19 protein-coding genes and 1 tRNA gene are annotated in these 21,739 nt (G+C 59.1%); 8 read left to right on the top strand and 12 right to left on the bottom strand.

What is annotated here, in order from left to right:
- Positions 1 to 904 precede the first annotated feature (904 nt).
- Positions 905 to 2,143, top strand: coding sequence for a lipopolysaccharide biosynthesis protein (locus tag ACQ4W6_RS07705; protein ID WP_436566577.1), 1,239 nt, complete (start codon positions 905 to 907; stop codon positions 2,141 to 2,143).
- A 92-nt stretch (positions 2,144 to 2,235) separates the two neighbouring features.
- On the opposite strand, the gene ACQ4W6_RS07700 is transcribed toward ACQ4W6_RS07705, so the two are convergent.
- Positions 2,236 to 3,783 (bottom strand): DEAD/DEAH box helicase, encoded by a 1,548-nt coding sequence (locus ACQ4W6_RS07700; protein WP_436566576.1) that lies wholly within the window; start codon positions 3,781 to 3,783, stop codon positions 2,236 to 2,238.
- Positions 3,784 to 4,107: 324 nt separating this feature from the next.
- On the opposite strand from ACQ4W6_RS07700, the gene ACQ4W6_RS07695 reads away from it, so the two are divergent.
- Entirely contained in the window at positions 4,108 to 4,353 is a 246-nt protein-coding gene (locus tag ACQ4W6_RS07695) for an oxidoreductase-like domain-containing protein (RefSeq protein WP_436566575.1), read from the top strand.
- Here ACQ4W6_RS07695 and ACQ4W6_RS07690 read toward each other — a convergent pair.
- A complete protein-coding gene (locus ACQ4W6_RS07690) occupies positions 4,350 to 6,029 on the bottom strand; it encodes a methyl-accepting chemotaxis protein (RefSeq protein ID WP_436566574.1) in 1,680 nt (559 codons plus the stop codon). The genes ACQ4W6_RS07695 and ACQ4W6_RS07690 overlap by 4 nt on opposite strands.
- A gap of 563 nt (positions 6,030 to 6,592) precedes the next feature.
- Here ACQ4W6_RS07690 and ACQ4W6_RS07685 point away from each other — a divergent pair.
- From ACQ4W6_RS07685 to ACQ4W6_RS07670, 4 genes are all read left to right on the top strand, one after another.
- Positions 6,593 to 7,312, top strand: coding sequence for a Crp/Fnr family transcriptional regulator (locus tag ACQ4W6_RS07685; protein ID WP_436566600.1), 720 nt, complete (start codon positions 6,593 to 6,595; stop codon positions 7,310 to 7,312).
- A gap of 417 nt (positions 7,313 to 7,729) precedes the next feature.
- On the top strand, positions 7,730 to 8,221 hold the full coding sequence (locus tag ACQ4W6_RS07680; RefSeq protein WP_436566573.1) for a DUF4265 domain-containing protein: 492 nt from the start codon (positions 7,730 to 7,732) through the stop codon (positions 8,219 to 8,221).
- A gap of 287 nt (positions 8,222 to 8,508) precedes the next feature.
- A complete protein-coding gene (locus ACQ4W6_RS07675; RefSeq protein WP_436566572.1) occupies positions 8,509 to 9,222 on the top strand; it encodes a YjjG family noncanonical pyrimidine nucleotidase in 714 nt (237 codons plus the stop codon).
- A 209-nt stretch (positions 9,223 to 9,431) separates the two neighbouring features.
- A complete protein-coding gene (locus tag ACQ4W6_RS07670; protein WP_436566571.1) occupies positions 9,432 to 9,791 on the top strand; it encodes a DUF2726 domain-containing protein in 360 nt (119 codons plus the stop codon).
- Positions 9,792 to 9,806: 15 nt separating this feature from the next.
- Here ACQ4W6_RS07670 and ACQ4W6_RS07665 read toward each other — a convergent pair whose 3' ends face one another.
- The 9 genes from ACQ4W6_RS07665 to ybiB form a co-directional block, all read right to left on the bottom strand.
- Entirely contained in the window at positions 9,807 to 10,142 is a 336-nt protein-coding gene (locus ACQ4W6_RS07665) for an FKBP-type peptidyl-prolyl cis-trans isomerase (protein WP_436566570.1), read from the bottom strand.
- A gap of 103 nt (positions 10,143 to 10,245) precedes the next feature.
- Positions 10,246 to 10,324, bottom strand: a tRNA-Ile gene (locus ACQ4W6_RS07660).
- Positions 10,325 to 10,433: 109 nt separating this feature from the next.
- Complete coding sequence (gene rpoD / locus ACQ4W6_RS07655) at positions 10,434 to 12,674, bottom strand: RNA polymerase sigma factor RpoD (RefSeq protein ID WP_436566569.1); 2,241 nt, start codon at positions 12,672 to 12,674, stop codon at positions 10,434 to 10,436.
- Between the two features lie 465 nt (positions 12,675 to 13,139).
- Entirely contained in the window at positions 13,140 to 14,936 is a 1,797-nt protein-coding gene (gene dnaG, locus ACQ4W6_RS07650) for a DNA primase (protein WP_436566568.1), read from the bottom strand.
- 127 nt (positions 14,937 to 15,063) lie between these two features.
- Positions 15,064 to 15,516, bottom strand: a complete 453-nt coding sequence (locus ACQ4W6_RS07645) for a GatB/YqeY domain-containing protein (protein WP_436566567.1) — start codon at positions 15,514 to 15,516, stop codon at positions 15,064 to 15,066.
- A gap of 179 nt (positions 15,517 to 15,695) precedes the next feature.
- Positions 15,696 to 15,908: a 30S ribosomal protein S21 gene (gene rpsU / locus ACQ4W6_RS07640; RefSeq protein ID WP_008451879.1), complete on the bottom strand. Its 213-nt coding sequence runs from the start codon at positions 15,906 to 15,908 to the stop codon at positions 15,696 to 15,698.
- Between the two features lie 155 nt (positions 15,909 to 16,063).
- Positions 16,064 to 16,669 (bottom strand): FxDxF family PEP-CTERM protein, encoded by a 606-nt coding sequence (locus ACQ4W6_RS07635; protein WP_436566566.1) that lies wholly within the window; start codon positions 16,667 to 16,669, stop codon positions 16,064 to 16,066.
- A 149-nt stretch (positions 16,670 to 16,818) separates the two neighbouring features.
- Positions 16,819 to 18,033 (bottom strand): BaiN/RdsA family NAD(P)/FAD-dependent oxidoreductase, encoded by a 1,215-nt coding sequence (locus ACQ4W6_RS07630; RefSeq protein WP_436566565.1) that lies wholly within the window; start codon positions 18,031 to 18,033, stop codon positions 16,819 to 16,821.
- A 56-nt stretch (positions 18,034 to 18,089) separates the two neighbouring features.
- Positions 18,090 to 19,082 carry a DNA-binding protein YbiB gene (gene ybiB / locus ACQ4W6_RS07625; RefSeq protein WP_436566564.1) on the bottom strand — a complete coding sequence of 331 codons (993 nt, stop codon included), beginning with the start codon at positions 19,080 to 19,082 and terminating at the stop codon, positions 18,090 to 18,092.
- Between the two features lie 162 nt (positions 19,083 to 19,244).
- Here ybiB and ACQ4W6_RS07620 point away from each other — a divergent pair, with 162 nt between their 5' ends.
- Both ACQ4W6_RS07620 and ACQ4W6_RS07615 read left to right on the top strand, forming a co-directional pair.
- Positions 19,245 to 19,922: a hypothetical protein gene (locus tag ACQ4W6_RS07620; protein ID WP_436566563.1), complete on the top strand. Its 678-nt coding sequence runs from the start codon at positions 19,245 to 19,247 to the stop codon at positions 19,920 to 19,922.
- A gap of 149 nt (positions 19,923 to 20,071) precedes the next feature.
- Positions 20,072 to 21,133, top strand: a complete 1,062-nt coding sequence (locus ACQ4W6_RS07615) for a 3-deoxy-7-phosphoheptulonate synthase (protein WP_436566562.1) — start codon at positions 20,072 to 20,074, stop codon at positions 21,131 to 21,133.
- A gap of 61 nt (positions 21,134 to 21,194) precedes the next feature.
- Here ACQ4W6_RS07615 and ACQ4W6_RS07610 read toward each other — a convergent pair whose 3' ends face one another.
- Positions 21,195 to 21,602, bottom strand: coding sequence for a nitrite reductase (NAD(P)H) small subunit (locus ACQ4W6_RS07610; RefSeq protein ID WP_436566561.1), 408 nt, complete (start codon positions 21,600 to 21,602; stop codon positions 21,195 to 21,197).
- Positions 21,603 to 21,739: the final 137 nt, after the last annotated feature.

Here is a 21,739-nt window from a genome sequence, read left to right as displayed (position 1 = left end):
CCCAGCTCCATGCTGAATGAAACAACTGTAAACCTCGCTTCCGCACCGGACCGGTTTCAGGTGATAAACCGGCCAAGATAGTTGTCGTCTACCGGCCAAGATAATTGTCGCTCACCATGAGGCCGAACGCGAGCGGCCGCCAAGGGCCCAGGGTGCCCGGAACAAGCAATGTCGTCCCCTCGCCCGAGGACTGCGCCACATGTTGGACAAAATCAACCTGGAGGACGGCTTCTTGCCCTGAAATTATGCAAAGCAGATCACATATGCTTCAAAACACGGGGCTCTCCAGCGGGATGGCATCATCTGACAAAATGACGGCCGGTTCAAAGAGGCTCAGACAAGAACATTGCCAAAAAAATTTCGACAGAAAAATGAGCACTTTGACAAAAGTGCCGCCGCGTTTTGTCGCACATGCAAGACATATCACAATCTGTCACAATTCGGTAACACTTGGATTGTCCAGCAGCATATAATTAGTACATAGATAGAATTTGCGGCCCGTTTTCGCCTTGAAGAATGACGTACAGATCTTGAGCATCCAGTTAAGATTATAATTAATGGCGCATGCCAATAAAATATCTTCATGTAAATGATATACTGTTACCATAATTAAAACATAGTTTTCATTATATATTTTTATCGCATGGCGTCTGTCGATGTGATCAAAACTGCCCATAGTATACGTTTTGGATCGCACTATTAATCAGCTAATATCCAGGCTTAAGACGGGATATGAAATTGAGCGCCAGCGCCAGTAAGACTAGTATGCACTGCGTTTGCAACCTAAGAAATTTGACTGCCGAAGTCATCAATTCAATTTACTGATCTTTCATTCCTGATTTCTGAAGAATTTCTGGGTAGCAGATGAAAAAACAAAATAGACCTGATTTTACTTAGAGAATTTATGGAAAAATATAGCGTCACGGAAGAGGAAGCAAGCGTTCACGACGAAAATGAATTTGATGTAACTGAATTCATCGGTGTTCTGTGGCGTTCACGCGCCTTGATTGTGGGTAGCACTGTCATCATTACGGCGCTGTGCATGTCTGGCGCTATTTTCTTTGACAAATACAAAAGTGACGGCTTTCTGCAATTCGGCGGCGCCATTCCCGAGCGAGTTCCCCTCAAAACCAAGGATCCGGAACCGGACCCAGCGCCCGGAATCATGCTTTCTGACTACAAGCGTTATTCGGCGGCATTCAGTACGAGTGAACGCTTTAGCGAATACATCAAACAAAAAAAACTGGAAGCTGAACCTGATGTAATCGCGCTACGCAAAGTTTTTGCTTCACGCAATGGCATCGGAAAAATAATAGAGCCGGTCTATCCATTCACCAAACTTGATGCCAAAGAACTGTTAAATAATGCAAAGGAAGGTGATAACAATGTAATTGCCCTGCAGATCAGTTACACTGCGGACAACGCCGATGGTGCGCAACATACCGTGGCACTATTGGGAAAATATGCGGTCGATACCATAATTTACATGATTTATTCCGACATGCTGCGCTTTAAAAGCGCCGAACTTGCCACAAAAATCACCAAACTCGACAATACGATCATCGAGAACAAAGAGAAACTGGCGCTATTCCGTCGTAAGGGAGTCAACCTGAAGAAAATCGTCGCGCGCTATCCAGACTCGTCCAGCCAGGCATCGCGCCAACTTGTCTCGGTGACGGAAGAAACCGCGCGCTACCTTTCCCCCGCTACACAATTGATGACCAGCGAAGTGGAAAGCGACGAGGCGAATGAGGCAATCTACAAGGCCAAGCGCGAACAGATTCAATATGGCATTCTTAGCGAATATTATGATCATGCCAAAATGCTGGTCGACAGTAACAAGTCGGGCGAGATGATATTGCAGGGCCTGGAACCCATCAAGCAAAGCATCTTTAAAGACAAGGATCTGAAAGATGAAACAATCAAGCAAGTCTATAACCTGATCACCATCGAAAACGAGAAGGCAATCAACTTGTATTTGAACAAGACACGCTTTATCGCCGGCCCAAGCTACCCGGAACACCGCTCGACGCGCCTGTCGATTGCCTTGGGAGTGAGTTTGCTGGCAGGCCTGTTCTTCTCAATCGGACTGGCTCTTGGCCGCAAGTGGTGGCGCGATAACAGCCTGAAACTGCAAGGCTGACCACCGCAAGAGAACAGTTTTGCACAATAAAAAATGCCTGAGTAATTATTACTCAGGCATTTTTTTCACCCCGGCATTACCGGGACGTACCATCAGGACTTCAGCAAGCCACCCAGCAATGCCGCTACCTTCTGCTTCGGCTTGGGCACCACGGGTGCCATGCTGCTGGCGGCCGGGGCCGCCACTTTGGCTGGCTCATACGGCTTCAGGAACCACGGGTCAACCTTGTCGCGGCGCGGGCCTGCAGCGAATGCAGGACGACTGCTGCGCTCTGGCGGACGGCTTGAGGAACGCACATCGGCATCCGGCGTGTGTCGCGCCGGACGCGCCTCGCCGCCTTCGGTACGGCGTGGCGGACGGCGTTCGCTGTCGCCGCTACGGGCAGGCGCAGGCGAAAAGCCAGCCAGCTCACCACGCCTGATGCTTTGCTTGATGAGCTTTTCGATATCGGTCAGCAAGCGCTCGTCCTTGTCCGAATAGATCGAGATGGCGTCGCCCGAGGCACCCGCACGGCCCGTGCGGCCGATACGGTGCACATAATCTTCCGCGTTGTACGGCAGGTCGAAATTGATGACGCAAGGCAAGTCGGAAATATCCAGGCCGCGCGCGGCCACGTCAGTGGCGACCAGCACATCGATCTCGCCCTTCTTGAACGCTTCCAGCGCCGCCATGCGCTCCTGCTGGCTCTTGTCTCCATGAATGGCGGTAGCGCTCATGCCTTCCTGTTCCAGCACGCGGGCCAGCCGCGACGCGCCGATCTTGGTATTCGAGAAAACAATAACTTGCTTCAGGTCGCGCTGGCGCAACAGATGGGCCACCAGGGCATGCTTCTGGTCTTCCGGCACCTTGTAGACCACTTGCGTGACCTTGTCGGCCGTCTGGTTGCTGCGCGCCACTTCGATCATCAGCGGATCGTTGAGGAAAGTGCCAGCCAGCTTCTTGATTTCTGACGAGAACGTGGCCGAGAACATCAGGTTCTGGCGTTGTTTCGGCAGCAAATTGATGATGCGCTGCAAGTCTGGCAAGAAGCCCATGTCCAGCATGCGGTCCGCTTCATCCATGACCAGCATCTGCACTTGCCCCAGGCTGATGTTCTTTTGCTCGATATGGTCGAGCAAACGGCCTGGCGTGGCAATGACGATTTCCACTCCGCCACGCAGGGTGACGGTTTGCGGCTTCATGTCCATGCCGCCGAAGACGACCGTCGAGCGCAGCGGCGTGTGCTTGGCGTAGGCTTTGACGTTTTCGGCCACCTGCACGGCCAGTTCGCGCGTCGGCGTGAGGATCAGTGCACGCACCGGATGGCGGGCAGGCGACATGCTGCTGCTGGCATGCGCCAGCAGCAACTGGATGATCGGCAGCGAGAACCCGGCTGTCTTGCCGGTCCCCGTCTGCGCGGCACCCATCACGTCGCGGCCTTGCAGCACCACCGGAATGGCCTGCTCCTGGATCGGCGTCGGGTGAGTATAGCCCTGCTCGGTCAAGGCACGCAGGATCTCCGGGGCCAGGCCAAAATCGGCAAAACTCACGGTGGGGGCAGCAATAGAGGCAGGAGGTGCAACGGGTGCCGCTGCGATGGCAATCACCGCGTCAGTGGCGATCGCCGGACTAGGCGTAGGAGTCGTTTCAGTTTCAGACATAAATTTTCTGGTGTGCCTCCGCACTGCGGAAGCCAGCTTTCTCAATAAACAACATTTCGGGGCGCAGACAGCTTCGTTTTGCAAGCCATAGATCATTGCTCTTGCGGCACCTCTGTGCTCCGGGACATGCTGTACGGCGAGTGCGGGAGCGTTGAGGAGGTGTGCTACGATGGCGGCGGAGATCGCGCCGGCGGAACATCGCGCGCAGAAGATACAATATCAGTGCTGTAAACGATACCCTAATTCACCGCAACTGTACACGGAAACCGTGTTTTTTGAGCAAAAACCGTTCCAGCAAGCATCGGCAGCAATACCGTATGATGCTTGGTTCCGCCGCCCTTCCCCGCCACCATGCCCAGCCAGCCCTTTTCCCTCGATCCACAGCCGCAGGCACCCGCCAGGCCAGGCAATGACGAATGCTGCCACAGCGGCTGCACCTTTTGCGTGCTGGAAATGTACCAGGAAGACCTGGCCGCCTATGAAGACGCCCTGCGGGCGTGGCAGCAGCGCCAGGACGCGGCGGCCACGCCTGCCGCCAAACGCATCAAAAAGCCCCGCAAGAGCGCTTAAAAGCTTTCCCACTCATCGGCTGGCGCGGCAGAGCGCGTGGCGCTGGCCAGTTTACGCGGCGCCATCGCGGGCGCTGCCACGGGCGCCAGCTTCACGGCTGGCCGCGGTGCGCGCACGCCAGCGCTAGCGGCATCGAGCTTGAAGATGCTGACCACTTCGCTCAGGCTGGCCGCCTGCTCCTGCATCGATTCTGCCGCCGCAGCCGCCTCTTCCACCAGGGCCGCATTTTGCTGCGTCACCTGGTCCATCTGGGCAATCGCCTGGTTAACCTGCTCGATGCCGGCGCTCTGCTCGTTGCTGGCGGCCGTGATTTCGCTCATGATGTCCGTCACGCGCGTAATGCTGGCAACGATGTCATCCATCGTGCGGCCCGCCTGACCCACCAGTTTTGAGCCTGCCTCGACCTTCTCGACCGAATCACCGATCAACACCTTGATATCCTTGGCCGCTGCGGCAGAGCGTTGCGCCAGGTTGCGCACTTCGGTGGCCACCACGGCAAAGCCGCGGCCCTGCTCTCCGGCGCGGGCCGCTTCGACGGCAGCATTCAGTGCCAGGATATTGGTCTGGAAAGCAATACCGTCGATGACGGCGATGATGTCGACGATCTTGCGCGACGAGGCATTGATCGATGCCATCGTGTCCACCACTTCGCTGACGACCTTGCCGCCCTCGACGGCGATGCTCGACGAGGTCAGCGCCATGGTGTTGGCCTGGCGCGCATTGTCCGCATTCTGCTTCACGGTCGAGGTCAGCTCTTCCATCGACGAGGCCGTTTCTTCCAGCGAACTGGCCTGCTGTTCCGTACGCGACGACAGGTCCTGATTGCCGGCGGCGATCTGGCTCGATGCCGTCGCGATGGTATCGGTGCCGCTGCGCACCTGGCCCACCAGACTCTGCAGGCTGGCGTTCATGTCTTTAAGGGCTAGCATCAATTGGCCCGTTTCATCTTGCGAATGGACAACAATGTGCGCCGTCAAGTCACCCGCTGCCACACGGCGCGCCACGCCGACTGCTTCGATCAGCGGACGCGAGACGCTGCGCGCCACCCACAGGGCCAGCAGCATGCCAACCACCACGATGCCCACCAGCAAACCGATCAGGCTGGCGCGCGATGCCGCATAGGTGGCATCGGCGCTGGCGCTAGACAGCGCGCCACCGTCTGCGTTGATCTTTACCAACTTGTCCAGCACCTCCATCATCTCCGTCATGGCCTTGGCCGATTGACCCACGGCCAGCGCGCGCGCCTCTTCCTTTTTCATTTCGCGCGACAGGCTCACCATGGTCACGTGCAAACGCATGAATTCCTGGTTCAGCAACAAGAAATGATCGAAAGCCTGCGTCTCGGACGGCTCGGAGATGAGCGAACGGTACTTGTCGCCATCCGCCTTCAACTTGGCCAGGGTGGCCACCATGCGCTGCTCATTGAGCGCCATGTCGGCATCCTGCTCGCCTAATATATGGGCCAGCTCCCAGCGGCGAAAATCCCCTACATCATTACGAATAGACATGGCCGCTTGTACGCTGGGCAACCAATTATCCGACAACTTGGTCGATGCATCATTAAGGCGTGCCATGGAAAAAATTGCCGACACACCGAGTGCCACGGTCAACAACAGCACGGCGCCAAACGTCAAAATCAGCTTGGTGGCAATTTTCAGATCAAAAAACCATTTCATGCGGTGCTTCCTTCATTAATCAAACGGGGTAGGACAGGCGCAGACACCGGCAAGGGCGGCACGGCCATGGGCGCAAGTTGACAGGCGGTGAGGACAGAAAACCCGAATGGAGAAGCCGTCCGTGATGGCACTGCATTCTGAAACGCAAGTCAAATTTCCGCAATGCAACATACTATCACCGCAGGTCCCGGACATAGAATGGTTTGATCGCCTCATGCGGCTAAAGTTCGCTTGATGCGGGCATCGTGTCGCATTTTGGCCAAACCACTGTTATTTTCTCCAAGGGAAAAAGAAAGACCTGGCGTAGGAGTCGGATGACACGAGGCAATGTTCCTAGCCTACATAAGCGCGTCGGCTCATCTGATGTCGGCGAACGCAGCATCGTCTTATAGTGGATACAACACTCAGCACAACGCTAGCAAGCCAGAAGCGCAGCGCCATCCAACAAAATCAGAAGAAGAGGCCATATCATGTACAAAGCTTATAGCAATCTGACCCCAGCAACGAACACCTCCGCCCTGCATGATTGGCAGGCAGCCCCGGTAACAACGCCGGCCACGCCCATGATCAGCATCACGGGTGCGCAACAGAACGAATTGCTGCGCGCCCTGTCGCGCACCGACCTGGAACGCCTGTTTTGCCAGTTGGAACTGGTCGCCCTGCCCGCCGGCAAGCATCTGTTCGACTGCGGCGGCAAGATTGAATTCACGTACTTTCCCACCAATGCCATCGTTTCCCTGCTGTATGTGATGGAAGACGGCGCCACCACGGAAATCGCCGTCGTCGGCCGCGAAGGCGTCACTGGCGTGGTGCTGTACGAAGCCGAGCGCGCCACCTGCACGGCTATCGTGCAAAGCGCCGGCTACGGCTACCGCCTGAAAACGGCCTTCCTGCGCGAAGTGTTCCAGGAAGGCGGCGCACTGGCACAATTGCTGATGCGCTACACCAGCGCCATGTTTGCGCAAATGGCGCAGAACGTAGTGGGTGGCCGCCATTGCAGCATCGAGCAAAAACTGTGCCGCTGGCTGCTCGACCGCCTCGACCGTTCGCAGTCGAACGAATTGAAGGTCACGCAGGACACTATGGCTAACATGCTGGGCGTACGCCGCGAAAGCGTCACCGTCACGGCGCGCAAGCTGCAGGACGAAGGCCTGATCCAGTACCGCCGCGGTACCGTCGAAGTGCTGGACCGCGAAGGCCTGGAAGTGGCGGCCGGCAATTGCTACAAAGCAGCGCGAGCCGGCTTCGAACAATTGCGCAGCGGCATCAGCGCCCACAATTAAGAAACCCAACCACGCCAGAGTATGTCCCCTTAAAAGCACGCTGCGGCGTGCTTTTCCATGTGCCCCGAGCGAGCGCCCTGGGCGCGTTTAGTGCGCAGCTGGCACGATGCTCTTCCACGAGAAATCGGACGAGTGGCAAGTGGCCGGCAGTCCGACCGGGCCCGCCCAGCGGATTTGATCGCGCGCAAACTCCACCCGTGCGGCCACGGGCGCGCCCGTATGCCGCTGGCAATAACGGCACGCGCAGCCATGCGCATTAACGCCTTCGCCCGTCACCGCGTCACCTCGAAGCACACGGCGCCGCATAAACAGCCGCCTGCCTGCACTACCTTTTCCATTGCCTCTCTTTTGCGCCTGGCTCGTCGGCCAGCACCCGGTACAATCTTGCCATCAACATGTTTCTGACTGAAAGATTCGATGAAAGACATCAATTGCGAAGGCCTGCCGCACATCCGCGTACTGGCAGGCGAAAATAAAGACGGCCCCGTGTACGAAACCCTGCCCGCGCGCCAGATCGACGCGCACGTCTACGAACTGCTGGCCTCGCCGGGACTGACCTTGAACCTGGCGCGCGGCGACATCGTCAATATCGCCGACCCGTTGGCCCCCGCGGAAGTCTTGAAGCGCGGCGGCAACTTCTGCATCCAGATCTACGCCGATGCCCTGGAGCAATCTGCAGTGGACCAGCTCGAACGCGAGGTGCAAGGGCAGCTGGGCGGCACGCTCGATGGCCAGTACAAGGGTAACCTGGCCTTCAGCGTACCGGGACACCACGGCATTTACAGTGTCAATGGTCCCTTCGATGCTTTCCGCGAAGCGACCGGCGTGGAATGGTATTTCGCCAACATCTACGTCAACCTCGACGATGACGATGACGAGACCTTGCTCAACTGGTGGGCGGGGATGTAAGCGGCGCTCAACGCCCCTCGACAATCACTGAATCAACTATATTTACTACGGCTGACATCTCTCAAGGTGGAGGCCAGGCACCCTATCCATGCCCAGCGCGTGAGCGATGGACACTTCCAGGACACCGGGAAAATCCAAAAAGCACGCCAAGTTGTACAAATCGAGGTCGTAGCGCGCATTAGCTGATTGCATGGCCCTGCAAACAAGAGCCCCGTGCATGAGTCGCCATCCAGACTCATCAGTACGTGCTACCATGCAAGATGAATTTACCGCTTTCAAGACATGCCATGAAGTACAAGCTATTCCTGTTTGACCTGGACGATACCCTGCTCGATTTCAGGGCGTCCGAAAAACGCTCATTCATGCACACCATGCACGAACTGGGCCTGCGCGACGGCACCGAGGGGCTGTTCGCCCAGTACCAGGCCATCAACGTCGACCTGTGGAAACGTTTCGAAACAGGCGCCGTGACCAAGGATTTCCTGAAAGTGGAACGCTTCCGCAAATCCTTCCAGGAAAACGCAATCGACCTCGACCCTGAGCTGGCAAGCCGTCTGTATTTGGAATCCTTGCCCGATACGGTCGTGCTCATCGATGGCGCCAGGCAAGTCTGCGAAACTCTGTCGGCCATCGGCGAAGTAGGCATCATCACCAACGGCGTCGAGTCCATCCAGAACCGCCGCATCGCCAGCTCCGGCCTGGGCGACTACATTTCCTTCATCGCCACCTCCGAGGCGTGCGGCCATGCCAAGCCGGACGTGCGCTTCTTCGAGTATGCCGCCAGGATGGCCCGCTCGTTCAGCAAGGACACCTCCGTCATCATCGGCGACAGGCTCGATGCCGACATTCTCGGCGCCAACCGCTACGGCATCGACAGTTGCTGGTTCAATCCGGACCGCTTGGCGAACGCATCGGCAGCCATGCCCACCTATGAAGTGGCCAGCCTGCATGACATCGTGCCAGCGCTAAGCGCGACGCAGGCCAACATGAAACAGGCTTGATCTTAAACAACCGCGCCATCTGAAATGCGCGGAAGTAGCGTGGAAACAGCCAACTTCTCGCGTACCATCAGGACTCCTGCACTCCGATGCGAGCCATGCCGTCCTACACTATTCTGATCACCATCGCAGCGCTGCTCCTGTTCTTTATGCTGGCCGTGCGTCAGACTGCCAGGTCCCGTGCTCCGCTGCGCCTGCAAAGAAAACAAGTCATGACAGCGCGCGAGCAGCAGATGTACAGCCTGCTGCAAACAGCATTGCCGGAGTGCACGGTACTGGCGCAAGTGGCATTTTCCGCACTGGTGACAGCGCAAGGGCGGGCGACGCGGAACCGCTTCGACCGCAAGGTGGCCGATTTTGTCCTGTGCAGCCAGCAACTGAACGTCATTGCCGTGATCGAACTCGACGACCGCAGCCACGCTGGCCGCGAACGCAAGGATCAGGAGCGCGACGCCATGCTCAAGCTGGCCGGCTATGTCACCTTGCGCTACGAAAACTTCCCCACGCAGCAAACGCTGCGCGCCGATATCGAAAAACTGTTAATGCAAAAAGCCGGCGCCCTGCCAGCATAATTGCGGGGCGGCGTTTTAATCGCGCGTCAGCACTTCCAGCAATTCAATTTCGAACAGCAGATTGGAGTTCGGCGGGATCAAACCCACCTGACGCTCGCCGTACGCCAGCTGCGCCGGCACCCACAGCTTGCGCTTGCCACCGGCTTGCATGCCTTGCAAGCCAAATATCCAGCCCTGGATGACCTTATTATTGCTCAAAACACAACGAAAAGGCTCGCCGCGCTGATGCGACGAGTCAAACTCCGTACCATCTTCCAGCCAGCCCCGGTAATGGGCCGTAACCAACGCACCCCGCGCCGCCGCTTTGCCGTCGCCCACAAGAATATCTTCAATTTTCACTTCAGCCATCATCTCGCATCATCCCTCATCACATCGCAATGCCGCGATTGTACGACAGCATGAAAAAAGCCCCGGCAGTCACCCGCCGGGGCTCATTCTATTTGCAGCTAAATTCTGGTGGGCCTCCCGTGAGTCGAACACGGCACCAACGGATTATGAGTCCGCTGCTCTAACCAAGCATGAGCTAGAGGCCCGGGGGACTGCGGCGTGGCGGCGCTGTTGATACCCGCCTCGCGCGGCCGTTTTGGAAACGGACACGCGAGGATAGGGGTATCAAGGGCGCACGTCAAGCCCTATTGGCTTCTAGTTGCCTTCCAAGAAGCTTTTCAGCTTGTCGGAACGCGATGGGTGGCGCAGCTTGCGCAGCGCCTTGGCTTCAATCTGGCGGATGCGCTCGCGCGTCACGTCAAATTGCTTGCCCACTTCTTCCAGCGTATGGTCGGTGGACATTTCGATGCCGAAACGCATGCGCAGCACTTTCGCTTCGCGTGGCGTCAGGGAGTCGAGCACGTCCTTGACCACGCCGCGCATGGACGCGTGCAGGGCGGCGTCAGCGGGCGCCAGGGTGTTGTTGTCTTCGATGAAGTCGCCCAGGTGGGAATCGTCGTCGTCGCCGATCGGCGTTTCCATCGAGATCGGCTCCTTGGCGATTTTCATGATCTTGCGGATCTTGTCCTCGGGCATTTCCATCTTGATCGCCAGGGTGGCCGGATCGGGCTCGGCTCCCGTTTCCTGCAGGATCTGGCGCGAAATGCGGTTCATCTTGTTGATCGTCTCGATCATGTGCACGGGAATGCGGATCGTGCGCGCCTGGTCGGCGATCGAACGCGTGATGGCCTGGCGAATCCACCAAGTGGCATACGTGGAGAACTTATAGCCGCGGCGGTACTCAAACTTGTCGACGGCCTTCATCAGGCCGATATTGCCTTCCTGGATCAAGTCGAGGAATTGCAGGCCGCGGTTCGTGTATTTCTTGGCGATCGAAATAACCAGACGCAAGTTGGCCTCCGTCATTTCGCGCTTGGCCTTGCGCGCCTTCATTTCACCGGCCGCCATCTGGCGATTGATATTGCGCAAGTCCGGCAGCGGCAACACGACTCTCGCCTGCAAGTCGATCAGGCGCTGCTGCAGTTCCTTGACGGTCGGAATGTTACGACCCAGGATGGCGCTGTAGGCGTGTCCTGCGCTGACTTCGCCATCGACCCAGTCGAGGTTGGTTTCATTGCCGGGGAAGACCTTGATGAAGTGGGCGCGCGGCATGCCGCAGCGGTTCACGGCCACGTCGAGGATCTGCTTCTCGATATGGCGCACTTCGTCGACTTGGCCACGCAGGGTATCACACAGCTTTTCCACCACCTTGGCCGTAAAGCGGATGCCCAGCAACTCTTGCGAGATGGATTCCTGCGCCTTGGCATAGGGCTTGGAGTTGTAGCCTTCTTTCTCAAAAGCACGGCGCATCTTGTCGAATTGCTGCGAAATGACGGCAAATTTTTCCAGCGCCGTGCGTTTCAGCGTTTCCAGCTGCTCGGCGGAGAAGCCGGCAGCGCCCGAAGCGTTGGCTTCCTCTTCTTCTTCCTCTTGCTCTTCCTCCGCTTCGCCTTCTTCCTCGTCTTCTTCGACAGGGCCGGCGACAACCGGGGCGGCGGCGACCGGTTCGCTTTCATCGACGAGACCGTCGACGATTTCGTCGATCTTGATCTCTTCGTTGGCGATGCGGTCGGCGGCGGCGATAATCTCGGCGATCGTCACGGGACAGGCGGAAATGGCCTGTATCATGTCTTTCAAGCCATCTTCGATGCGCTTGGCAATCTCGATCTCGCCTTCGCGCGTGAGCAACTCGACCGAGCCCATTTCGCGCATGTACATGCGCACGGGGTCGGTGGTGCGGCCGAAATCGGAGTCGACGGTCGATAGCGCAGCCTCGGCCGCCGCTTCCGCCTCGTCATCGCTGGTGACGACGGCAACGTTATCGGACAACAACAACGTTTCCGCGTCCGGCGCATGCTCGTAGACGGCGATGCCCATGTCATTGAAGGTACCGATGATGCCTTCGATGGCTTCCGGATCGACGATGTTTTCGGGCAAGTGATCGTTGATTTCCGCGTAAGTGAGGAAACCGCGCTCCTTGCCGAACTTGATCAGTGTCTTGAGTTTCTGGCGCCGGCGCTCGAGTTCTTCCTCGCTCGCTTCCGTATCGGACGAAAACGCGTCTTTCAGCAGTGCGCGCTCTTTCGCTTTGCGGTCCTTGGCCTTGGCCTTGTCGACGGCCTTCAGTTCGGCCCGCTCGACGGCGTTCAGCGCGGCGACTTCATCATTTTCTGGCTGGAATTCTTTGGGCTTGCGGCCGCGGCGGCCCGGCACTTTTACCGACGGCAAGACATATCCGGACGTATCGATCGCGGCCAGGGTGGCGGCGTCGGTGGTCTGGCTGACCACGGGCGCGCTGGTGACGCGCGCTTCGGGCCGGTCGAGCGCCTTTTCGGCTTTCGTGGTAACTTTAGTGGGCTTTGCAGCCGCTTTGGATTCGGGTTTCTTGATTGGCACAGGCGCTTTCGATTACACAACGACTTGCTTTACGGTGGATTAGGATAAAGTTTGCTGCCAGTTCCCTGTCTACCTGCGGGAACCACCATCTTCGAACCTGCCGACAACACAAGTTCGACACTGTTACGTTACTTACACCTCATCGGCCACGACCCGCGGAAACCGCAGCACTTCCTGTCCACCGACTGTCGCCAGCCGTGTCGGCAGAAAATTCTGCATCCAACCGCGTTGGGAGCGAGAGCCTGGCGCGGCTTGCCAGCGTCTGCAAGTCCTGCTTGCAACGCTGAAAGGCGCCTTTGGCCCTGGCTGCCGACACGATCCTCCGCGCCGATCAAGAGCCTAACTTACTGAAAACAAACACTATTTACGAAATAGAACTAGCTTGCCAAAGCACACAATACTTAGCATTTAATTATAGCACGCGGAAAATGTTTTTCCAGTACCCACCATACCCTCATAGCAAGATTATCGATTCGCCAACTCGACATCGCGCTGGCGTTCCAGCACCCCTTGCTCCTGCATGATTTCGCGGTAGCGTACACCAATTTTCTCGGACGGCAAACCCGACGCAAACAATTGCTGCAATTCCGCCTTCAAGGCGTTCAACTTGATCTCGCGAATGGTGCTCACCAGCCACGATAGTTCGCTGTCGTAATCGGACTCCGTGCCGGCCGCAATCTCGCCGATGATCTCGTCGTATTCGCTGCCCAGCTCCTTCAGCTGCTGCGCCAGCGCGGCAAAGCTGCCATGTTCGCCCAGCGCCTGGCCCACGCCCACCAGCTGCCCCAGGCTGTGCGCCGCATCCGGCCCCAGGTGCTGGAAGGCGGCCAGGGCCGCTTCATCGATCTGCAAGCTCAAAGGCGGATGGGCTACCAGCATGCGCATGATCTTCAATTCCAGGCCCACCGGCACGGGACGGCCCGACTTCGGCGGCGCGCGGCGCGCCACGGCAACGGGCTTGGCCAGCTCGAACAGGGCTTCGATCTCGGCCGGCGTCGATTGCGTCAGCTGCGCCAGGCCGCGCACAATCTGCAGGCGCAGGGACGATGGCGCCATCAGCTGCAGCAGTGGCTTGGCGTCGAATTGCACGCGGGCGCGCCCTTCCGGCTCCGACAGATCATGCTCGCCCGACACTTCTTTCAACAGAAATTGCGACAGCGGCATGGCTTCATGCACTTGCTGCTCGAAGCCTTCGGTGCCAAATTCACGGATATAACTATCCGGATCGTGCTCGGAAGGCAGGAACAGGAACTTGATGGTTTTATTGTCCGACACGTGCGCCAGGCTCGCTTCGAGCGCGCGGCGCGCGGCACGGCGGCCGGCCTTGTCGCCATCGAAGCTGAAAATCACGTTATCGGTCTGGCGCAGCAGTTTTTGCACGTGGGTGGGCGTGCACGCCGTGCCCAGGGTGGCCACCGCTTGCGGGAAACCCATTTGCGCCAGCGCAACGACGTCCATATAGCCTTCCGTCACCAGCACATAGCCGGCGTCGCGGATGGCCTGGCGCGCCTCGAACAGGCCATATAGTTCGAAGCCCTTGGAAAACAAGGGGGTTTCCGGCGAATTCAGGTATTTCGGCTCTCCATGGTCGAGCACGCGGCCGCCAAAGGCAATGACTTGCCCCTTGGTATTGCGGATCGGGAACATGATGCGTTCGCGGAAACGGTCGTAGCGCTTGCGGTTATTGCCCTCTTCATCGACCTTGTCGATCACCAAGCCGGCCTCGGCCAGGGCCACCACGTCGTAGTCGGGAAAGACAGAGCGCAGGTTGTCCCAGCCACCGGGCGCAAAACCCATGCCGAAGCGGGCCGCCACTTCGCCCGTCAAGCCGCGGTTTTTCAGGTAGGCGATGGCTTCGGGCGCGTGGCGCAGCTGGCCCCGGTAGTAATCGCAGGCCTGCGTCATGGCGTCGGACAGTGCCATGCTCTGCGCCTGGATCTGCGCGCGCTGGGCCGGCGGGATCTTGTCGTCCGCTTCCGGCACCACCATGCCGACGTTCTGCGCCAGGTCCTTGACGGCATCGACGAAGCCCATGCCCGAGTACTCGATCAGGAAGCCGATCGACGTACCATGCGCGCCACAGCCGAAGCAGTGATAGAACTGCTTGGTTGGGCTGACGGTAAAGCTGGGCGACTTTTCACTGTGGAACGGGCACAGGCCCATGAAATTGGCGCCACCTTTTTTCAGCTGCACATAGCGCCCCACGACATCGACGATATCGACACGGTTGAGCAAATCGGAAATGAAGGATTGAGGTATCACTGGCGAGGGCGGGTCTTGTTATAGGTCAGACTATACTACCGCACGTGGCCTGATGTTGAGCCAAGTCAACGTGTGGGCGATTGAGCGGCTGCCAGCGTGGCCGGCAGCCGAGATACGACGATGAGGCTTAGGCAGCCGGCGTCAAAGCTTTCTTGACCAGGGCCGACACAACCGTCATGTCGGCGCGGCCAGCCAGCTTCGGCTTGACGATGGCCATGACCTTGCCCATGTCCTGCGGACCGGCGGCACCCGAGGCGGCCACGGCGGCAGCCACTTCGGCAGCCACTTCTTCATCCGACAGGCCGGCAGGCATGTAGAGCGCCAGGTGCACCAGCTCGGCTTTCTCGATGTCGGCCAGGTCGGCACGGCCACCGGCTTCGAACTGGGTGATCGAATCCTTGCGCTGCTTGATCATCTTTTCGACGATGGCCAGGACCTGCACATCCGTGACGTCGATGCGCTCGTCGACTTCCTTGCGCTTGATTTCAGCCAGCAACAGGCGAATCGTGCCCAGCTTGCCCGCTTCCTTGGCGCGCATGGCGTTTTTCATGTCTTCGGTAATTTGTTCTTTCAAGCTCATGGCAATCCTCGTTGGTGAGTGGGGTGGAGACGCAAGCGCGCGGCCACAAAAACGAAAACCCGCTGCGGCGAACCGGAGCGGGCATGCGACTCATCTGAAGCCAAGCCTCAGGCGAATCAAAACAAAACCCGTGGCGAACAATGCGCCGTACTACCCGGGTTGGTTCTGACTGGACAGTCTTAGAATAATTTTTTCGGCAGTTGTTGGCTGCGGATGCGTTTGTAATGACGCTTGACAGCAGCTGCCAGCTTGCGCTTGCGCTCAGCTGTTGGCTTTTCATAGAATTCGCGAGCACGCAATTCGGTCAGCAGACCAGTTTTTTCGATGGTGCGTTTGAAGCGACGCATTGCGACTTCGAACGGCTCGTTTTCTTTAAGGCGAATAGTGGTCATGTAAAATTCAAACCGTTGAGGTGGTGTATAGGAAGAGATAGATAGTAGCAGCTTTTATTCGAAAAGGGAAGTGCGTTCCCCACTTGCGTGCGGCATGCAGCCTGCGATTGCTGCCCGGATGTGGCGTAAACCACGCATCGGGCAGCCAGCATTGCTTAAACGGCGGCCTTGCGGCGGCGCACCATGAAGCCCAGCAAACCCAGGCCCACCAGCAGCATGGCATAGGTGCCCGGTTCCGGCACGGCGCTGACGTTCATGCTGATGCCATCGAGAAAGGCCGAGGTATCGTGGGCATTGTTCGGATTGGTGCCGGCAAAGCTCAAGGTATGACTGCCCGCACCGATGTTGAGCGCACTCAGATTGAAGCTGGTCCAGCCCGTGCTGGTCACGCCATACTGGCCCAGCTGCGTGCCGTCCAGGCTGACAGTCACGGCTTGGCCCTGGTCGTAGCCAGGACGCAGCGCCAGGTTGAAGGCGAACGCGTAATTGGCGGCGCCCGAGCTGACGAAGCTTTGCGAGATCGATGCAGTGTTTTGCAGGAACGCAAAGGCGTTGCCTTCCTGCGCCACGCCATTCCAGGCCGTGTAGCTGGCCGACACGCCGGCGCCGCCCGTGAAACTCCAGCCCGGAGCCACGTCGCCATAGACGTAGCCGCCACCGACGGTATTGTTTTCAAAACCGCCATTGCTCAGCACGGGCGTGCTGGCAAAGACGCTGGTGCTGAGCAAGGCAACCGCTGCGGCGACGATCAGGCGTTTCATAATGACTCCAAGGTGATATTATTTAATTGCCATCAGATATCGAAAATATCTACAAGTCAATTTACATGCCAAGTATTCAATATAGTTTCATTGAAGTCAAGAAAATTATCACCATCGGTCACAAACCGAGGCCGCTTAACAACTAAGTGTTACTGCAAGGCAATTCCTGCCGCCACACCCGAAGCCCAGGCCCACTGGAAGTTGTAGCCGCCCAGCCAGCCCGTCACATCGACCGATTCGCCGATGAAGTACAGGCCCGGCACTTTATTGGCCATCATGGTCTGCTGCGACAGTTCGCGCGTGTCGATGCCGCCACGCGTCACCTCGGCCTTGCGGTAGCCTTCGGAACCGTTGGGCACGATGGACCATGCGTTGATGGCCTGGCCCAGCTTGCGCAGCTGCGCGTCAGGCATGTCGGCGATACGCGCGTCCGGCGCCAGGCCGTTGACGGCCAGCAGGCAGTCGGCCAGACGCTGCGGCAGCCATTGCGCCACGATATTGCCCAGTTGCTTCTTCAAGGCACCCTTGCCTTCGATCAAGGTCTGCGCCACGTCCACTTCCGGCAACAGATTGAGGACGATGGGCGTACCGGGCAGCCAGTAGCTGGAAATTTGCAGAATCGCCGGACCGGACAGGCCCCGATGGGTAAATAACAAGTCTTCGCGGAAACGCGCGCCCGTCGCCTTGCGGCCCTTCAAGCTGCCCGTCTCCACGTCCACTTCCAGGGCAATGCCGGACAATTGCGCAAACGGCGCCCAGCTGTCCGGGTCGAACGTCAGCGGCACCAGGGCCGGCCGGGGCTCGACCATGTCCAGGCCGAACTGGCTGGCGATGCGGTAGGCAAAGTCCGTGGCGCCGATCTTCGGGATCGACAGGCCGCCCGTGGCGATGACGATATTGGCTGCTTCGATCGCGCCGCTGTCCGTCTGCAACAGAAAGCCTCCATCATCCTGCCGAGCAACATTTTCAACTTTACATGGCATGTGCCAGTGCACGCCGCCAGCGGCGCACTCGTCCTTGAGCATGTCGATAATCTGCTCGGCCGATTCATTGCAAAACAATTGGCCCTTGTGCTTCTCGTGGTAGCCGATGCGGTATTTTTTCACCAGCGCCAGGAAATCCTGCGGCGTGTAGCGCGACAGCGCGCTCTTGCAGAAATGCGGGTTTTCCGAGAGGAAATTCTGCGGAGCTGCATTGATATTGGTAAAATTGCTACGACCACCGCCCGAGATGCGGATTTTTTCGGCCAGTTTGACCGCGTGATCGATCAATACCACGCGCTTGCCCTGCTGGGCGGCCACGGCCGCACACATCATGCCGGCCGCGCCCGCGCCGATCACTGCCACATCAAATTGTTTTGCCATAAGAATTGCGCCCACCGCTGATTACAAAGGCGCCATTGTAAACTGCGGCGACGCGGCTAGCTCGGCCGTGATGCAATCTGCCGCGATGCCATCAAGCATTGCTCGACTTGCTGCGCAATCGACGGCGGCACGGGCACGTCGCCGCGCAGCACCCTGGCGATCCAGTCGGCCGTGGTGGCCGCATCGCGCTCGGCGGGCAGGTGCGGCAATTGCTCCACCAGTAACTGTTTTTCCACCAGCACAGTACGTTCGGCACCATGGAACCAGTCGATCTGCTGCGCCTTGTTGGCGTTGGCTACCGTTTCGCCTTCCGTGCCGCGCATCAGGAAAGCGTCGCCGCGCGCTGGCGAAGATGCCATCAGGAAATATTCACCGAGCATTTCCAGGTATTCCGGATGCGTGTACGACACCAGGCGCAGGGCCGGCCCGGCAAACGGCTGCATGATTTTCACCAGTGTATGCGTGGAGTTGCGCACGCCCAGCACGCGCCGCAAGGACAGCATGTACGCCAGGCGCGGCGCCAGGGCCTCGATGGGCATGAAGGCCACGTCGCCGCGCGCCATGGCAGCCTCGGCTTGCGCGTGGCCCATGCAGGCCGGCACGCCCAGCGCGGCCAGTACCTCGGCCGTGGTGATGCGGCCCGGGTCGCTGGTGACGCCATGCACCAGCACGGGTGCGCCCGTGCGCGCCAGCAGCAGGGCCAGCAAGGCCGTCAGGTTGGCCATCTTGCGCGCGCCGTTGTAGCTGGGAATGATGATGGGAGCGAACTCGCCCGCAGGCGCGGCCAGGGGCGCAAACGCTGCCTCGGCCGCGTCGAGGAAACCGGCGATCTCGTCCACCGACTCGCCCTTGATGCGCATCGACAGCAAAATGCCGCCCAGTTCCAGGTCTGAAACGCGGCCATCGAGCATGGCGCGGTACAGGGCGCAGGCGTCGTCGCGCGTCATGCTGCGCGCGCCGTTCTTGCCGCGCCCTATTTCCTTGATGAAACGTGCGGCGGGAAATGGCTCGCCAGCCAGGTCGGTATGGGGTATGGAAACAGTAGTCATGGCGCCAGCTTACACGGATTTTTCCCCGTGCAGACGGGCGCCGGCCTTCAACAATGCGCAGATGCAACAGTCCGCGCTAAAAATATTTCTTTGCAAAATAGGCATGCGCGCTGAATCCAGCCGCAGCGCCCCTGCGTATATCACTGCACGGGAGGAATCATCATGGAACATGCAATCAAACGGGAAACGGCCTTCGTCGGCATCGACACGAGCAAGCTGCTGCTGAAAGCCGTGCTGCTCTCTGGCGACGAGGTGCTGTGCAAGGTTCTGGAAAATGACCTGGCCGGCTACCGCTGGCTGCGCAGCTGGCTGCAAAAGAACGATGTGCCCGTCATGGGCTTGCGCGTATGCATGCGCCTGGACGATCCGCACAGCAACGTTGCCGCCCGCGAGCTGGCAGGTATGGGCATGCTGGTCTGCGACGCCCAGCCGGGCCCGCTGGAAGCGTATGCGCGCGACTGCGGTTTGCCCAGCAGCATGGCGCGCGGCGCCGTGGTACTGGCCCATTATTGCGCGGCGGCACGACCTACGCACTGGATGCCCCCCTCTCCCGCCTACCTGGAACTGCGGCTGTGGCTGCGCCGCCTGTACGCCGTGCAACAGTTGCGCAAACAGGAAATGGCGCGCTTGGAGAGGCATTTCCACGCCGGCCAGATTGCGCTGCATCAATTGCTGCGCCAGCAGATCGCCTGCCTGGACGCGCAGATACGCCAGCACGAAACGGCCATCCTCGAGCACGTGCGGCGCCATCCCGGCCTGCCCAGGCCGCCTGAGCTGGCCGGCAACTACCGGCGCATCGCCCGCGACAGCTTTGGCGCCAGCCAGGCCGGCGGCCACTGAGCTAGCGGCAACGGGGGCCGGCGGCATGCCGGCAATACCATAAAAACAACTATTAGCTCAGCGTTTTACCAACACTCCGCCGCCAGCCCGCATTTCCGCTACACTATTGCCTCTTAAAGAACGCAATAGCGAAAGCCTAGCTCTGAATCATGAATACGCCAGACATCGAAAATATCAACGTCACCTCCTTCGCCCCCATGCCGACGCCGGCCGAACTGCACGCCAAACTGCCGCTGTCTGCCAGCGCCTTCGACACCGTCAGCCGCGGCCGCGAAGCGCTGTGCAACATCATCGACCGCAAAGACCCGCGCCTGTTCGTCGTCGTCGGCCCCTGCTCCATCCACGATCCCGTCGCCGGCCTCGATTACGCGCGCCGCCTGAAAGCGCTGCAAGAGGAAGTCAAGGACACGATGCTGCTGGTGATGCGCGTGTATTTCGAAAAACCGCGTACCACCACGGGCTGGAAGGGCTATATCAACGACCCGTACATGGACGATACGTTCAAGGTCAACGAAGGCATGGAAAAGGCGCGCCAGTTCCTGCTCGACGTGTGCGAACTGGGCCTGCCCACCGCCACCGAGGCGCTGGACCCGATCTCGCCGCAATACCTGGGCGACCTGATCGCCTGGACCGCCATCGGCGCGCGCACCACCGAATCGCAGACGCACCGCGAAATGTCGTCGGGCCTGTCGACGCCGGTCGGCTTCAAGAACGGCACCGATGGCGACATCAGCATCGCCGTCAACGCGATTTTGTCGTCGGCGCACCCGCACTCCTTCCTGGGCATTAACGGCGAAGGCAATGTGTCCATCGTGCGCACGCGTGGCAACGCGTATGGCCACGTGGTGCTGCGCGGCGGCGATGGCCGTCCGAACTACGATTCGGTCTCGATCGCCATCGCCGAGCAGGCGCTGGCCAAGGCCAAGCTGCCAGCGAACCTGGTGGTCGACTGCTCGCACGCGAACAGCTACAAGAAGCCGGAACTGCAACCGCTGGTGATGGGCGACGTGATCAACCAGATCCGCCAGGGCAACCGTTCGCTGGTGGGCGTGATGATCGAATCGAACATCGTCAAAGGCAACCAGAAGATCCCGCAAGACCTGTCGCAACTGACCTATGGCTGCTCCGTCACGGACGGCTGCATCGACTGGGACACGACGGCCACGATGCTGCGCGACGCGCATGCGCATTTGCTAAGCCGCCCAGCGTAAGCCTGTCGCGGATATGCTGAACGGCGCCCTGTGCGCCGTTTTTTTTACGCCTGTTCCTTGATCATGCCATCTGCACATGCGGCAGCAACGCGAACGATCCCGCCAGCGCCTGTTCGGCCTTGCTGGCCGGGATATTGAGCTCATTCAGGTCCAGGTAGATGCGCCCATCCATGATGCGCACCGCGTACAGGCGCGCCATGCCCTGCACGGGCGCGACCAGGCGGCCCGAATCGAGCGCGATGATCCAGCTGTGCTTCGGCCCCATCAGGTTTTTCTGCATCAGCACCCCGTGCGCCAGCGGCCCGCCCAGGCAGGGCACCGTGTCGAGCAAGGCGTACACCGTGTCATCGAACGCGCGAAACAGCGCCACGCCGGGCAAGTCCTGCCACGCCAGGCCCCGCTGCACCATGCGCGCGCCCGTCGGCGGCATGTCCTTCAGGCGGCAAATCATTTTCCATTGTTCTGGCATCACTGGCTCCCTTGAAAAATGTACAAGCTTGCATAAGCAAGAGCGGTGCCAGTGCCAGCCCAGGCGGAAGAAGAGCAAAATACGCGGCAAAACAGCACGCTGCCGCACTGCGCAAGTGCACACTGCCGCCGAAATGG

The sequence above is a fragment of the Janthinobacterium woesei genome, from assembly GCF_051380875.1.
GTDB lineage: Bacteria > Pseudomonadota > Gammaproteobacteria > Burkholderiales > Burkholderiaceae_D > Janthinobacterium.
This window is presented reverse-complemented; position numbering and strand designations above follow the sequence as displayed.